The sequence below is a fragment of the Yoonia vestfoldensis DSM 16212 genome, assembly GCF_000382265.1.
GTDB lineage: Bacteria > Pseudomonadota > Alphaproteobacteria > Rhodobacterales > Rhodobacteraceae > Yoonia > Yoonia vestfoldensis.
The window spans coordinates 15249-27991 of the sequence record NZ_KB907992.1 but is presented as its reverse complement, the minus strand read 5'-3'; the positions used below and the strand labels follow the sequence as shown (position 1 = coordinate 27991).

18 protein-coding genes are annotated in these 12743 nt (G+C 60.9%); 10 read left to right on the top strand and 8 right to left on the bottom strand.

Annotated features, from left to right (window positions below; all coding sequences use genetic code 11):
• Positions 1-125: 125 nt before the first annotated feature.
• A complete protein-coding gene (gene aspS / locus H147_RS0116625) occupies positions 126-1904 on the top strand; it encodes an aspartate--tRNA ligase (RefSeq protein ID WP_019956525.1) in 1779 nt (592 codons plus the stop codon).
• Here aspS and H147_RS0116620 read toward each other — a convergent pair.
• Positions 1901-2617: a response regulator gene (locus tag H147_RS0116620; protein ID WP_019956524.1), complete on the bottom strand. Its 717-nt coding sequence runs from the start codon at positions 2615-2617 to the stop codon at positions 1901-1903. The two genes, aspS and H147_RS0116620, sit on opposite strands and share 4 nt — an antisense overlap.
• Before the next feature lie 128 nt (positions 2618-2745).
• On the opposite strand from H147_RS0116620, the gene mce reads away from it, so the two are divergent.
• Together mce and H147_RS0116610 are read left to right on the top strand one after the other, a co-directional pair.
• Entirely contained in the window at positions 2746-3150 is a 405-nt protein-coding gene (mce, locus tag H147_RS0116615; protein WP_019956523.1) for a methylmalonyl-CoA epimerase, read from the top strand.
• Positions 3151-3189: 39 nt separating this feature from the next.
• Positions 3190-3474, top strand: a complete 285-nt coding sequence (locus H147_RS0116610; protein ID WP_026352629.1) for a DUF1467 family protein — start codon at positions 3190-3192, stop codon at positions 3472-3474.
• Here the strand turns inward: H147_RS0116610 and H147_RS0116605 are convergent.
• Positions 3464-4150: an EI24 domain-containing protein gene (locus tag H147_RS0116605; protein ID WP_019956521.1), complete on the bottom strand. Its 687-nt coding sequence runs from the start codon at positions 4148-4150 to the stop codon at positions 3464-3466. The genes H147_RS0116610 and H147_RS0116605 overlap by 11 nt on opposite strands.
• Positions 4147-4725, bottom strand: coding sequence for a nitroreductase family protein (locus H147_RS0116600; RefSeq protein ID WP_019956520.1), 579 nt, complete (start codon positions 4723-4725; stop codon positions 4147-4149). The genes H147_RS0116605 and H147_RS0116600 overlap by 4 nt, the downstream gene beginning before the upstream one ends.
• A 188-nt stretch (positions 4726-4913) precedes the next feature.
• Here H147_RS0116600 and H147_RS0116595 point away from each other — a divergent pair, with 188 nt between their 5' ends.
• The gene (locus tag H147_RS0116595) at positions 4914-5381 is read left to right on the top strand and encodes an SRPBCC family protein (RefSeq protein ID WP_019956519.1); all 468 of its coding nucleotides are present in this window, start codon (positions 4914-4916) and stop codon (positions 5379-5381) included.
• 123 nt (positions 5382-5504) lie between these two features.
• Positions 5505-5774 (top strand): hypothetical protein, encoded by a 270-nt coding sequence (locus H147_RS0116590; protein ID WP_019956518.1) that lies wholly within the window; start codon positions 5505-5507, stop codon positions 5772-5774.
• Positions 5775-5833: 59 nt separating this feature from the next.
• Here H147_RS0116590 and H147_RS0116585 read toward each other — a convergent pair whose 3' ends face one another.
• Positions 5834-6937 (bottom strand): histone deacetylase-like amidohydrolase, encoded by a 1104-nt coding sequence (locus tag H147_RS0116585; RefSeq protein WP_019956517.1) that lies wholly within the window; start codon positions 6935-6937, stop codon positions 5834-5836.
• Positions 6934-7167, bottom strand: a complete 234-nt coding sequence (locus H147_RS0116580; RefSeq protein ID WP_019956516.1) for a DUF8831 family protein — start codon at positions 7165-7167, stop codon at positions 6934-6936. The genes H147_RS0116585 and H147_RS0116580 overlap by 4 nt, the downstream gene beginning before the upstream one ends.
• A gap of 102 nt (positions 7168-7269) precedes the next feature.
• Between H147_RS0116580 and H147_RS0116575 the strand changes: the two genes are divergently transcribed.
• Positions 7270-7989, top strand: a complete 720-nt coding sequence (locus tag H147_RS0116575; RefSeq protein ID WP_019956515.1) for a M48 family metallopeptidase — start codon at positions 7270-7272, stop codon at positions 7987-7989.
• Here the strand turns inward: H147_RS0116575 and trhA are convergent.
• On the bottom strand, positions 7986-8624 hold the full coding sequence (trhA, locus tag H147_RS0116570) for a PAQR family membrane homeostasis protein TrhA (protein WP_019956514.1): 639 nt from the start codon (positions 8622-8624) through the stop codon (positions 7986-7988). The two genes, H147_RS0116575 and trhA, sit on opposite strands and share 4 nt — an antisense overlap.
• A gap of 135 nt (positions 8625-8759) precedes the next feature.
• On the opposite strand from trhA, the gene H147_RS0116565 reads away from it, so the two are divergent.
• From H147_RS0116565 to H147_RS21080, 4 genes are all read left to right on the top strand, one after another.
• Positions 8760-9119, top strand: a complete 360-nt coding sequence (locus H147_RS0116565; RefSeq protein WP_019956513.1) for a diacylglycerol kinase — start codon at positions 8760-8762, stop codon at positions 9117-9119.
• A 73-nt stretch (positions 9120-9192) separates the two neighbouring features.
• A complete protein-coding gene (locus H147_RS0116560) occupies positions 9193-9456 on the top strand; it encodes a DUF6455 family protein (RefSeq protein WP_019956512.1) in 264 nt (87 codons plus the stop codon).
• Positions 9457-9545: 89 nt separating this feature from the next.
• Positions 9546-9770 carry a hypothetical protein gene (locus tag H147_RS0116555; RefSeq protein ID WP_110571021.1) on the top strand — a complete coding sequence of 75 codons (225 nt, stop codon included), beginning with the start codon at positions 9546-9548 and terminating at the stop codon, positions 9768-9770.
• 292 nt (positions 9771-10062) lie between these two features.
• On the top strand, positions 10063-10596 hold the full coding sequence (locus H147_RS21080; RefSeq protein ID WP_162561701.1) for a hypothetical protein: 534 nt from the start codon (positions 10063-10065) through the stop codon (positions 10594-10596).
• Between the two features lie 7 nt (positions 10597-10603).
• Here H147_RS21080 and rimO read toward each other — a convergent pair whose 3' ends face one another.
• Together rimO and H147_RS0116545 are read right to left on the bottom strand one after the other, a co-directional pair.
• Complete coding sequence (gene rimO, locus H147_RS0116550) at positions 10604-11992, bottom strand: 30S ribosomal protein S12 methylthiotransferase RimO (RefSeq protein WP_019956510.1); 1389 nt, start codon at positions 11990-11992, stop codon at positions 10604-10606.
• Between the two features lie 63 nt (positions 11993-12055).
• Positions 12056-12664 (bottom strand): GcrA family cell cycle regulator, encoded by a 609-nt coding sequence (locus tag H147_RS0116545; protein WP_019956509.1) that lies wholly within the window; start codon positions 12662-12664, stop codon positions 12056-12058.
• Positions 12665-12743 lie beyond the last annotated feature (79 nt).

The following is a 12743-nucleotide window of genomic DNA, read 5'->3' as shown; positions in this document are numbered from 1 at the left end:
ACATGATTTTCCATGAAATATCCGGCCTCCGGCGGGGATATTTGGGCTCCAAAGAAGCAGATGGTTGACACTGGCAGGGCAAAGGGGTGTATCGGGCCGACATTATCCGACTGGGGACCTGATCCATGCATGCCTATCGCAGCCATACCTGTGCCGACCTGACCGCCGCCAACGTGGGTGAAACCGTGCGTCTGTCCGGCTGGGTCAATCGTGTGCGCGATCACGGCGGCATCCTGTTCATCGACCTGCGCGACCATTACGGGATCACGCAGGTGCTGTGCGACCCGGATTCCCCTGCCTTTGCCGATGTCGAAAAGGTGCGGTCCGAATATTGTATCCGTATCGATGGCGAGGTGAAGGCGCGCGATGCGGCACTTGTGAACCCCAAGCTGCCCACGGGCGAGATCGAGGTTTTCATCCGCGACATCGAAGTGCTGGGTGCCGCCAAGGAACTGCCGCTGATGGTGTTCGGCGATCAGGAATATCCCGAGGAAACGCGGCTGAAGTACCGCTATCTCGACCTGCGCCGCGAGGCGATGCAGACTAATATGAAATTGCGGTCCGATGTCGTCGCCTCCATGCGGCGGCGGATGTGGGACAAGGGGTTCCGCGAATACCAGACGCCGATCATCACCGCATCCAGCCCCGAAGGCGCGCGGGATTTTCTGGTGCCAAGCCGCCTGCATCCGGGCAAGTTCTATGCGCTGCCGCAGGCGCCGCAGCAGTTCAAGCAGCTGATCATGGTCAGCGGCTACGACAAATATTTCCAGATCGCGCCCTGTTTCCGCGACGAGGACCCTCGTGCGGACCGCTCGCCCACGGATTTCTACCAATTGGATTTGGAAATGTCCTTCGTCACCCAGCAGGATGTGTTCGACACGATCCAGCCGGTGATCGGCGGGATTTTCGAGGAATTCGGTGGCGGGCGCAAAGTCGACCAGACGTGGGAGCAGATTTCCTATAAAGATGCAGCCCTGTGGTACGGCACCGACAAGCCCGACCTGCGCAACCCGATCAAGATGCAGGTGGTTTCCGACCATTTCCGCGACAGTGGTTTCGCGATCTTCGCCAAGCTCTTGGAGCAGGACGGCACCGAAATCCGCGCCATTCCCGCACCCACCGGCGGGTCGCGCAAGTTCTGCGACCGCATGAACGCCTTTGCCCAGAAAGAAGGGCTACCCGGGATGGGGTATATCTTCTGGCGTGAAGGCGACGACGGGATGGAAGCCGCTGGTCCGCTTGCCAAGAACATCGGGCCAGAGCGGACCGAGGCGATCCGCCAGCAGCTGGGTTTGGGTCTGGGCGATGCGGCGTTTTTCCTTGGCGGCAAGCCCAAGACATTCGAGGCAGTGGCTGGCCGCGCGCGCACCGTCATCGGTGACGAACTGGGCCTGACCGACAAGGACCGGTTCGCCTTTGCCTGGATCGTGGATTTCCCGATCTACGAACAGGATGCGGAAACCGGCAAGATTGATTTCGAACACAACCCGTTTTCCATGCCGCAAGGCGGGATGGAGGCGTTGCAGGGCGACCCGCTTGCCGTGCGCGGCTTTCAGTATGATCTGGCCTGCAACGGCTATGAGCTGGTGTCGGGCGCGATCCGCAACCACAAGCCCGAGATCATGTTCAAGGCTTTCGAGATCGCGGGCTATGGCGAGGATGAGGTGCGCAAGCGGTTCGGCGGCATGGTCAACGCGTTCCAGTATGGTGCGCCGCCACACGGTGGCTGTGCGGCGGGCATCGACCGGATCGTCATGCTGCTGGCCGATGCGTCCAACATCCGCGAGGTCATCATGTTCCCGATGAACCAGCGCGCCGAAGACCTGATGATGGGCGCGCCGTCGGAACCGATGAACGAACAATTGCGCGAATTGCGCCTGCGCGTCGTCCCACCCGAAAGCTAAATCAGGCCGCCCGCCGCGATGCGCTGCTGCACCAGTTGCGACAGCGCCATGATATGGGCGCGGGGATTCTGTGACCTGTTCCGCGAGGTTTCGACCGCCCGGACGGCACGGGACAGGTCGGCGTCCTTTCCATTGCGTGCCACATCCCCAAGGAATTGCATCACATAGGGCAGCGTACGGGTTGGATCAGGCTGTCCAAGCAGTTGCGCGACCTGCGAAAGATCATCGCGCAACGCGATCCTGTCGGGTTCCACCCGTTCGTCCGGCAAGGTGCGCGGGCTTGGCGGCTGCCTGTCCGATGGCAGGTGTTGCAGGATCGCGGTCTGAAAGGCTGCCAGATTGTCGATCGGCTTGGCCAGAAATCCATCTGCCCCCGCCCTGATCACCGCATCACGGGCGGTTTCATCACCGCTTGTGCCGATGATCACCTGGATGCGCGGCGCCATGCGCGCAAGGGTGCCGATCAGATCCAGCCCTGACCCGTCTGGCAGCCCCAGATCGACCAGAGCGACCGACGGGCGATAGACCGCCAGATGCCGCTGCGCGGTATGCAGACTGTCGGCGCGCCGGATACGCGCGCCCGACCGCAGGCAGAGCAGGCGCACGGCTTCGCTGGCGAAACGGCTGTCTTCGACAAGTAGCACCGTCAGCCCCATCAGGGGCCGTTGGGCTGTCGGTGCGCGGGTGACCAAGAGGCTTTCGGTTCCGTCCATGGCGATTCGTCCTTTCATTGGCTACCAGACAGTTTGAGCAGGTCAGGGTGAACGCACCCTTAATGCGGACGTGCGTTGCACCGTCTGGCCTGCTCCGGCATAACGGGAACGCAACAAGGAGGATCGCAATGATCGGACGCCTGAACCATGTCGCCATCGCCGTGCCCGATCTGGCTGCGGCAAGTGCGCAATATCGCCAGATGCTCGGTGCCGATGTCGGAGCGCCGCAGGATGAACCGGACCACGGCGTGACCGTGGTTTTCATCGCGCTGCCCAACACCAAGATCGAATTGCTCTATCCTTTGGGCGATCAGTCGCCGATTCAGGGTTTTCTGGACAAGAACCCGTCCGGCGGCATCCACCATGTCTGCTACGAGGTCGACGACATCCTGACCGCGCGCGATCACCTGCTTGCGCAGGGCGCGCGTGTGCTGGGCGGGGGCGAGCCCAAGATCGGCGCGCATGGCAAACCCGTGCTGTTCCTGCACCCCAAGGATTTCAACGGTTGCCTGATCGAGCTTGAACAGGTCTGAAAACGGCGTATCTGACAGGCAACGACGAAAGGAAACATCGTGGGTATCACATCGGGAATCGTTCTGTTCATGGTTATCTGGTCGATGGTGTTCTTCATCGTCCTCCCGCTGCGCATGGTCAGTCAGGGCGACACGGGCGAGATCGTGCCGGGCACCCATGCCTCGGCCCCGGCGGATGCGCAGGTCGGCCGGAAGGCGAAAATCACAACCTATTGGGCCGTGCCGATCTGGTGCGTGATCGCGGCGATCATCCTGTCGGGGGTCATCTCGGTCCGTGACATCGACATGTTCGACCGGATGGGGCCTGCAACCCTCAGCGATTGAGCCTGTGAAACAGGTGGGTAAAGGTCGCTGCCCCCAACACGGGGATCAGCAGGTTGATGAACGGGAATGACAGCGGCACCGCCATCAGGCAACCGGCCAGCCAGATCGTGCCCTGGTGGCGTTTCCACAAATCTTTTGCATCCGCCCGGCCGATCCGGCGCATCGCGGCAAGCTGGAAATATTCGCGCCCCAGCAGGAACCCGTTGAGCGCATAAAAGATGAAAAACGCCGCATAGGGCAGAGCGGCGTAGAGTATGAAGGCCAGCAGGTTGGCCGCGATCAGCAGGCCGAGGAAACTGACCGTATCACGCAGCCCTTCGAAAAAACCCACGGAGGGCATCGCCGGCAAGTCTGGAAAATGTTTGTCCTCGACCGCCTGCGCCACCTCGTCCAGAAACAGCGACGTGATGGCCGAAGCCACCGGCACCATCAGGAACACCGAAAGCACGATCATCACGCCAAGCGATCCCCAGCTTAGCAGATCGCCCAGCCAAGTGATCTGACCGACGCCGGGCAGGATGATCGGTTCGGCGGTCAGTATCTGGATCAGCCAGAGCACGCCTGCATAGAGTCCGACGAGCAGCGCGATGGTCAGCCCGACACCCCGCCACAGCACACTGCGAAACCGGGGGTCGTTCATCTGTGAGATTGCCAGCAGGAAGGACGACAGGATCATGCAGTCATCCACGTCGTGATTGCTGCAAGGTCTGGCCTAGGCCGGTCCGGTGGCGCGCTGGTTTCCGTGCCAATGTGGATCAGCCCGGCGATGCTTTCATGATCGGACAGTCCCAGCCCGTCACGGATGAAATCGCGGTCGTGGCTTGGCCAGCCGGACAGCCAGTTCGCCCCCCAACCCGCCGCAAGGGCTGCGTTTACCAAGGCCAGACAGACAGCCCCCGCAGAATAGACCTGTTCGACCGGTGGAATCTTGTCGGACGCCTTGGGGCTGCTGACCACCGCAACGGCCAGATCGGCCATGGCATATTGGTCCTGCGCCTTGGCGATCCGGTCAGGCGCGATGCCCAAAGCCGCGCCGCGCGCAGGCACAAGGGCTGCAAGGCGGGTCAGCGCAGGCTTTGTCAGCACGACAAAGCGCCAGGGTTCCAGCTTGCCATGATCGGGCGTGCGCGCGGCGGCGGTCAGGAGCGTTTCCACCATGGCCTGATCCGGGACCGGCATGGCCAGCGTCTTTGCAGGGCGCGACCGGCGCGACAACAGAAAGGCAAGAGCTTCGGGGTTTGGCGTGGGCATGGCGGCTCCTGCGGTTGAGTGGAACAGAGATAAGGGGTCCAACCGTCAGAGGCAACGGCTGCACGCGCAAAGACGATGACGATTGGTCACGATCAATCCCAAGTGACGTGGGCCGCAATCCGTGTCACCCAAGGCCGTCGCCCCGCCGGTCGGGCGATCACATGATGGCTTTGAAAGGAACGCGACACATGATCCTCGATCCCGAAACCGATCTGAGCTTTACGCGCATACTTGCCGCGCCGCGGCGGCTGATCTGGGAATGCTGGACGACGCCTGATCACATCAAATACTTCTTCGTGCCAAAGCCGAATGCCGTGACCGCCTGCGAGATCGACCTGCGTGTCGGCGGCCGGTTCAACACGACCTTCGACGTCGATGGCACCATCATCCAGAATAAAGGCGTCTTTCTTGAAATCGTGGATGGCGAACGGCTGGTCTTTACCGACACCTATACCGAAGGGTGGAAACCTGCCGCCGACCCTTTCATGACCGCGATCCTGACGTTTTCGGATGATGGCGCAGGGGGCACGATCTATACCGCCACCGCGCGGCACAGGACGCCCGAGACATGCAAGTCTCACGCAGACATGGGCTTCTTCGACGGATGGGGCACCGCGACGACGCAGCTAGAAACCTATGCGACGTCGCTGCGGTGAGAAAAATCGTCGATCACTATTCCTTGTGATTTTCGTGATCATGAAACGTGGAAAGGATTGGTGCGACGTCCGTTGACTAGACAGCTGCGCATGACGCAGACCTAATTGAGACGGAGAAAAAACATGAATAAGATTTTCGCAACAACCGCCTTCGCCCTGACCTTTGTAGCAGGCGTTGTTTCTGCACAAACGATGACAGACATGAATGAAACAACCTGCGCCGAGTTTCTGGCCATGGAACAGTTGGATCAAGAGTCCATGCTGAGTGAGCTGGTTGCCGCATCAGAGGGTGGTTCGTTGCAAGAAACGACAATCTCCGATGTCGAGATCGTCTGCACCGGTAACGACATGACGCCAGTCGTCGAAGTGCTTGAAACATCTAGCGACGACTGATCGCGCAAGTTTGAGAGACTGACCTGATCGAAGGCGCGCCCGTACCGGGCGCGCCTTTTTCATGTCTGCAAGCGTCCGGTCATCTGGTCGAACACGGTGTCTAGATAAGCATCGAACCGGGCGTCTGGCTGTCTCAGTGGAAACACCCCGGAAAACGGGTCGGGAGCGTCGACATCGCTGCCGGACATCCTTTGCAGCACCGCATGTCCGCAAAACGGCACATAGGTTTCCGAATACCCACCTTCGTGAACCATCACCAACCGCCCATCGCAGATGTCGCGCGCAAGGTCCATCACCTGTCCGGTCATCTGGGCAAAGGTTTCCGCCGTGGCCAGCATCCGCCCCAACGGATCGTTCGCCGCCGCGTCATAACCGCAGGCGATGATCAGCACATCAGGCGCAAAAGCGCGGATCGCGGGCAGGGCAAGGCGGTCCATCGCCGCCAGATACCCCTTGTGTCCGGTGCCGGGCGGCAGCGGGATGTTGAGGTTGAAACCCATACCCGCCCCGGCACCGCGGTCGGCAAAAGCTCCGGTATCCATAGGATAATTGCGGTCCTGATGGATCGACACGGTCAGCACATCGGCGCGGTCATAGAAAACGGCTTCGGTCCCGTTGCCGTGATGCACATCCCAGTCGAGCACGGCGAACCGCTGGGCAAGGCCCGCCGTGCGCGCAGCCTCGATCGCGATGCCGATATTGTTGAGCAGGCAGAACCCGTTGGGAAAATCCGGCAGGCAGTGATGGCCGGGCGGGCGCGACAAAGCATAGGCATTGTCCATCTCGCCTTTGAGCACGGCGAAAAGCGCGGCTTTGGCCAGCCCCGCCGACAGCGCCGCAATCTCGTATCCGCCGGGACCGAAGGGCGTGCGGCGGCCCAATTCGCCGCCACCGGCATCCGACAGCGCCTTGAACCGGTCCAGATACTGCGCGGGATGCACGCGCAGCAGATCGTCGGTGCTGGCAGGTGCGGCCCCGTGCATGGCCAGATCGCGGGCCAAACCCGTCACCTCGATCAGGTTCTTCAACCGGCGCTTGGTTTCCGGGCTTTCCGGCAAGCCGCCATCCAGCGGCTGCACCAGCCCACCCACCGGCAGCATGCCCGCATAATTGCCACCGCCATGCCAGAAACAGCGTTCGTCCCAGAAAAAGCCCGTCGTCATGCCTTGCGCAGCCTGTAGATGCCTTCGGGCAGGTCGAGGGCGGCTTGCAGGTCGCGCAACTGGGTCATCGACATGGTGATCTGCACGTCGCTGTCGCTGCGCGGATCATATTGGGTCAGTGTCACGCAATCATCAAAGGCGTTGATGATCACATCCTCGCGCAACGGCGATTTGCCCTCGTCGACAAGGGTCACCACGGTCGCGTCATAATCGTGTTCGATGCTAAACATGAAATCAGCCTAGCGGGTCATCGCAAGCCAAGCAATCGTGACTGGCAGGGCAGCGGCAACATGCTATTGTTTGTTTTACCCTGCCATTTGCCGGAGCAACATATGCGTCTTGTCGCGGTTCTTTTCGCCTTGGTTCTGGCCGCTTGTGCGCCGCTTGACACGGCACCTCCTCCGTCGCGCGCGACGCCAGTGGTACAGCCGCCAATCGACAGCGGTGCGCGCCTGCCTGCGGGGCAGACAATGGCGAATTTCCGCACCGCCGTGACCCGGATCGAACCTGTGGCCGAGCAGATCTGCCGCCAGCGTGGCAACAACAGCAACTGCGATTTCCTGATCCTTGTGGACGACCGGCCCGGCGCGCCGATGAACGCCTATCAGACGCTTGACCGCTCTGGCCGCCCTGTCATCGTGTTCACCGAACGGTTGATCTCGGATGCGCGCAATGTCGATGAAATCGCCTTTGTGCTGGCCCATGAGACAGCGCATCACATCGAAGGCCATATCGCGCGCCAGCAGCAGAATGCCGTTTTGGGGGCGACGCTGATCGGCGGCTTGGCGGGGGCCTTGGGGGGCAATTCGCCCGATGCGATTCAGTCCGCCCAGCAATTGGGGGCGACCGTCGCCGCGCGCGCCTATTCCCGCAATTTCGAGTTGGAGGCCGATGCCACGGGCACCCGTATCGCCCATGCGGCGGGGTTCAACCCGTTGCGCGGGTCCGAATTCTTTTTCCGCATCCCTGATCCGGGCAACCGTTTCCTTGGCACGCATCCGGCCAATGCCGACCGGCTGCGCGTGGTGCGCGAGGTTGCGGCGACGCTTTAGCCCTGTGCCGCCACACCTGTCGCGATGGCGATGAAGAAACAGGCCGAGGCGACCAAGACGAATCCGTGCCAGATCGCCGTGGAATAGCGCAACCGCTCGGCTGCGTAGAACGGCACGCCTGCAGTATAAAGCAACCCGCCGACCGCGATCAGGATCATGGTGGATAGCGGCACGATGGGCCAAAGCGACCAGACAAGTGCAACGCTGAGCCAGCCCATCACCAGATAGAGCGCGGGGCCGAACCGCCCCGGCGCACGCCAGAAAAACAGCTTGAGCACCACGCCGATCAGCGCCAGCGCCCAGACGATCCCCAGCACCAGATAGGCAAAACCGCTGCCGATCATCACCACCAGCGGCGTATAGGTCCCCGCGATTTTCAGATAGATCGCGGCATGATCGAACCGGCGCAGGACGGGGCGGATGTCGTGCCATGGCACCAGATGATAGGCCGCCGAGGCGACGAAGGTCGCGATCAGCGTGGCACCATAGACAGCAAGCGCGGTGATCTGTGCGGCGCTTGCGGTACCCGCCGCCCAGACCAGCAACACCACCGCGCCCGCCACCGCGCCAATCACGCCAAGCGCATGCACAGTGCCGTCGGCGATGCGTTCGGATCGGGCGGGGGTGGGATACATGGCGAACTCCAAGCTCTTTCATGATGTGGATGACTCTGTCCGCGCGTCAAATGTTCCGTAGGGTCACGCGGAGGTCTTGGCAGGCCGCGCACATTGCAGCATTTTGCGCTCGGGGTAACGGGAAAGGGAGATGCCATGTGGCGACAGGTGATGCGGGTGCGGCAAAGGGCGATCTGGTCGTGGGACGGGTTCGTCCATGTCTGCCGCACCGAAGGGTCGATGGCGCAATGGCTGGTGCTGAACGCGGTCTTTGGCGTACTGGCCTTCGTGCTGCCGCTCTCGGGGGCGGAACGGGGGATGCTGCTGATGGGGGGCCTTTTCGTGCTGGCGGCGGAATGCGTGAACACAGCGATCGAACGGGTCGTCGACGACATCGGGCTGACGCGGCGGGATGCGGCCAAATACGCCAAGGATTGCGGGTCGGCGGCTGTTGCGGTCACCGGGATCGCGGTCGGCGTGGCCTGGGTCTGCGTCATCGCGGGGCTCGTCTTGTGACGCCCATTTGATCCAGCGCAAGGACCACGGGAATCACCCGTGCCAATCTGGGTGCATCAAATGGAGGTCCAAGATGCAAACATTGGGTGACATGCGCGAACATTTCCTGCGAGTGGTGAAGATGTCCAAGGCCTGCGGGGTCAACCTGTCGACCGCGCTGGACGAACGCCAGATCGACGCGCCCGACTATGCCGATATGGTTACGCGCTGCCGTGGCTGCAGCCAAGTCGGCAAATGCGACAAGCTGCTGGCGGCGATGCCGGTCCTGCCGCAAGCGCCCGCATATTGCGAAAACCGCGACGAATTTGCCCATTTGCGCGGCTTGCAGGCGGTCTGACGCGCGATTTCAGGGTGCGACGTTCTGGAACGTTTGTGATTTCCGCGTTCCGGCCTATGCTTGACCTAGTGTCAACACAGGAGGACGACATGCGTTTGATCGTACTTGCCTTGGCCATGCTGCCCGCCGCGGCATTCGCCCAGGAAACGACCCTGCCTACCCCCGCCGAACCCGTGGCCCAAAGCTGCCCCGTGGGCATGACCTTCAACGCAGCCACGCAAAGCTGCGGCCTGACCCCCGCACAAACCCCGACGCCCGCGGCCAGCGACGGCTATGGCTGCAGCTTCTCTGCCGCAAGGGAAGTGACGTCGTAAGCCAAGCCAGCCGGAAGGGAACCAGAGAGCGCATCGCGAGAGCGGTGTGTTTTTTTATTGGGTTGGGGGGTGTCGAGCTTAGGACCTAGGGTAGTGCAAGCAAGAAAGCCTCTCAAAGTACATCCACAATGATTGATTTGATTTATTTTAAGTTGTAAATTAAGCGGGATACGATGCTCTAGGAAGAAAATATATGAGGGCCACGATTTTTGCCACAAGCGGAAAAACTCTATTTTTCTAGTGCATAGTTTTGGGATGGAGAATTAATGTGTCAGATCAACCAAAACATAAGTTGGACGAAACACTTGTCACTGTCCCAGCTACACATTTTTATCGCTGGATAATCGCAGCGACACTAACCGTTTTAGGTGGCAGCTTCACACTGTTTTCAGTTATTGAGGGACGCGTCACGTCCTTGGACGACGATGTAAAAGAGCTTCTAAGAAGTTACTCCCACATGGATGGACGTCTTCAATCTTTAATACCACTACTTGATCGCGCAGTGCTTGAACGAGCGAGCGTTGAGCCTTCCGCGTTTGGCATTGCACCTATTGAAAACGCCAATTTTGGTTCAATCCCATCAGGTTGGAGTGTTATCAATCGAGATGTGGTGATGGACCTTGAGAACTCGGGGAAGATCACACTGTCTAGTGATACAGTGGATATGACTAGTCCGTATCTTTTTGTCGACTGCAATTCTGAAATCGGTGCTAACTCGGGGCCAGTATCCTGTCAGTCGTTAGACTGGAGAGATCCGAGCTTCGAGAGTTCGGATGCCGAAGAATTTCTTCAACAGTTTGAATCTTTGCGCCTGTTGCTAGAATAAAGAAGGTTCAAACTACCCCACCCCACAAATCATACTCCCCTGCCTCATCCACCACAACCTGCACGATATCGCCCACGGACAGCGTGTCTGTCCCTTTGTCGATGAACAGGTTGCCGTCGATCTCTGGCGCGTCGGCCCATGTGCGGCAGGTCGCGATGCCGTCGGTGTCGATGTCGTCCACGATGACCTCCAGCCGCTTGCCGACCTTGGCGGCCAGTTTGGCGGCGGAAATGGCCTGCGCCTTTTCCATGAAACGGTCCCAGCGGTCCTGTTTGACCTCGGCCGGCACATGGTCGGGCAGGGCATTGGACCGGGCGCCCGCGACGTTTTCATACTGAAAACATCCCACGCGGTCGAGTTGCGCCTCGTCCAGCCAGTCGAGCAGGTGCTGGAATTCCGCCTCAGTCTCGCCCGGATAGCCTACGATAAAGGTGCTGCGCAGGGTGATATCGGGGCAGATGCTGCGCCATGCGGCGATTTCATCCAGCGTTTTCGCCCCCGCCGCAGGCCGCGCCATGCGCCGAAGCACATCGGGGTGGGCATGCTGGAACGGAATGTCGAGATAGGGCAACACGCCGTTGGCAGGGTCCGCCATCAGCGGGATGAGGTCGCGCACATGCGGATAGGGATAGACGTAATGCAGCCGCACCCAAGCGCCGAGCTGTCCCAGTTCGCGCGTCAGGTCGGTGATATGGCTGCGCACCTGCCCGTCTTTCCACGGGTTCAGGTCGTATTTGCGGTCAAGCCCGTAAGCTGAGGTGTCCTGCGAAATGACCAGCAATTCGCGCACGCCTGCCTGCACCAGCTTTTCCGCCTCGCGCAGCACCGCATGGGCGGGGCGGCTGGCCAGTTTGCCGCGCATGTCGGGGATGATGCAGAATTTGCACTTGTGATTGCAGCCTTCGGAAATCTTCAGATAACTGTAATGGCGCGGTGTCAGGCTGACACCCGTCGCAGGCAAAAGGTCGATGAACGGGTCGGGGCTGGGCGGCACCGCCAGATGCACGGCGTCGAGCACCTGTTCGTATTGATGTGGTCCGGTGACGGCCAGAATTCGCGGATGATGTTCGCGGATGTAATCGGGTTCGGCCCCCAGACAGCCCGTCACGATGACCTTGCCGTTTTCGCGCAGGGCTTCACCGATGGCATCAAGGCTTTCGGCCTTGGCACTGTCAAGGAACCCGCAGGTGTTGACGATGACCGCCTCGGCGCCTGCGTAATCGGCGCTGATCGCGTAGCCTTCGGCGCGTAGGCGGGTCAGGATACGTTCGCTGTCGACCAGCGCCTTGGGGCAGCCAAGGCTGACCATGCCGATGGTCGGCTGGCCATCGCGGCGGGTATCGGTGACTTGCGCGCGGGCAAGATCGGGACGGAGTGAGGGCGGATTCTGTGTCATAGCCCCCTATAGACGGTCCAAAGCGCGCTGGTAAGGTGGGACTTGACCCACCCTACAGGGATTTTAACGCCGCCGGTCGCGCCGTGCCGACATCGGCTGGAACGCCACACCCACATGCGCCTCGCAATAGGGTTTGCCTTGCTGGACGGGCAGACCGCAGAACCAGAAATCTTCGGTAGCGGGATCGCCCACGGGCCATTTGCAGGTTTTTTCGGTCAATTCCATCAGCGTCAGCCGCTTGGCGGTCTTTTCGACCTCGTTCACCTTGGCCAGCGCCTCGGGGCTGATCTCGTTGGCCGATGGTTGCGGCGGCAGCGGTTGTCCTGCGGGAATGATCGCGCGGCGGGCGGCGGAAATCGGGATGCCGTTCTCGTCGAGTTCGATGTCTTCCTTGATGGCGACGGCGACACTCGGCTTAGCCTTTGGCGCGGGCTTGCTGGCAGGCTTTGCGCTCGGAATCTCGACCGCTTCGGCCAGTTTTTCCTTGGGCGCGGGTTTTGCAACAGGCGTTGCAGCCCCGCTGCCGGCGCGATTGGACAGGCCCAGCCTGTGGACCTTGCCGATCACGGCGTTGCGGGTCACACCGCCCAGTTCCTTGGCGATCTGGCTGGCGGACTGGCCGTCGCCCCACATCTTCTTGAGCGTCTCGACGCGCTCGTCTGTCCAGGACATATGACTTCCTTCGGTTTGCTGGCCGGATACCCCGTCAGGGTCGCGCCACGCCTTGTCTAGCCACCCATACTAGTCACTG

Bases quoted from the DNA above. Each gene is read 5' to 3' on its own strand.
- H147_RS0116575 (WP_019956515.1), top strand. From the start codon at position 7,270: ATGCGTCTTGTCGCGGTTCTTTTCGCCTTGGTTCTGGCCGCTTGTGCG.
- H147_RS0116605 (WP_019956521.1), bottom strand. From the start codon at position 4,150: ATGATCCTGTCGTCCTTCCTGCTGGCAATCTCACAGATGAACGACCCC.
- H147_RS0116565 (WP_019956513.1), top strand. From the start codon at position 8,760: ATGTGGCGACAGGTGATGCGGGTGCGGCAAAGGGCGATCTGGTCGTGG.
- H147_RS0116590 (WP_019956518.1), top strand. From the start codon at position 5,505: ATGAATAAGATTTTCGCAACAACCGCCTTCGCCCTGACCTTTGTAGCA.
- trhA (WP_019956514.1), bottom strand. From the start codon at position 8,624: ATGTATCCCACCCCCGCCCGATCCGAACGCATCGCCGACGGCACTGTG.
- H147_RS0116585 (WP_019956517.1), bottom strand. From the start codon at position 6,937: ATGACGACGGGCTTTTTCTGGGACGAACGCTGTTTCTGGCATGGCGGT.
- rimO (WP_019956510.1), bottom strand. From the start codon at position 11,992: ATGACACAGAATCCGCCCTCACTCCGTCCCGATCTTGCCCGCGCGCAA.
- H147_RS0116545 (WP_019956509.1), bottom strand. From the start codon at position 12,664: ATGTCCTGGACAGACGAGCGCGTCGAGACGCTCAAGAAGATGTGGGGC.
- mce (WP_019956523.1), top strand. From the start codon at position 2,746: ATGATCGGACGCCTGAACCATGTCGCCATCGCCGTGCCCGATCTGGCT.
- H147_RS0116620 (WP_019956524.1), bottom strand. From the start codon at position 2,617: ATGGACGGAACCGAAAGCCTCTTGGTCACCCGCGCACCGACAGCCCAA.
- H147_RS0116560 (WP_019956512.1), top strand. From the start codon at position 9,193: ATGCAAACATTGGGTGACATGCGCGAACATTTCCTGCGAGTGGTGAAG.
- H147_RS0116600 (WP_019956520.1), bottom strand. From the start codon at position 4,725: ATGCCCACGCCAAACCCCGAAGCTCTTGCCTTTCTGTTGTCGCGCCGG.
- aspS (WP_019956525.1), top strand. From the start codon at position 126: ATGCATGCCTATCGCAGCCATACCTGTGCCGACCTGACCGCCGCCAAC.
- H147_RS0116580 (WP_019956516.1), bottom strand. From the start codon at position 7,167: ATGTTTAGCATCGAACACGATTATGACGCGACCGTGGTGACCCTTGTC.
- H147_RS0116595 (WP_019956519.1), top strand. From the start codon at position 4,914: ATGATCCTCGATCCCGAAACCGATCTGAGCTTTACGCGCATACTTGCC.
- H147_RS0116555 (WP_110571021.1), top strand. From the start codon at position 9,546: ATGCGTTTGATCGTACTTGCCTTGGCCATGCTGCCCGCCGCGGCATTC.